The organism is Methylobacterium nigriterrae (genome assembly GCF_037106235.1).
Lineage (GTDB): Bacteria > Pseudomonadota > Alphaproteobacteria > Rhizobiales > Beijerinckiaceae > Methylobacterium > Methylobacterium nigriterrae.
Map to the genome: position 1 here is coordinate 1 of NZ_JBAWTG010000964.1, position 263 is coordinate 263.

General features: G+C 69.6%; 1 protein-coding gene. It reads right to left on the minus strand.

Annotated features, from left to right (window positions below; genetic code table 11):
• A partial coding sequence (locus WDW90_RS39880; protein WP_336493091.1) for a mutator mutT family protein occupies positions 1–263 on the minus strand: 263 nt, incomplete at both ends.

The following is a 263-nucleotide window of genomic DNA, read 5'->3' on the forward strand; positions in this document are numbered from 1 at the left end:
GAGCGCCAGCGTCGCCTCAAAGGCGTGGCGTAGCGAGGCCTCATCGCCCGACCATGAGGGTTCACGGAACTGCACCAGTCGCAGCCCGCGCAATAGCTCCTGGCGCAGATTGGCCAGCCAGTCGTCCAAACGGTCCGGGGTGCCGATGTGGCTGATCCGATACAGCATGGGCAGGCGCAGCCAGCGCAGGGGTGGGGCAGCCGCCGGCAGCAACGAGCCGCCGCCGGGGGCGATCGGGTGCTCGGACTCATCCAGGCGGATCG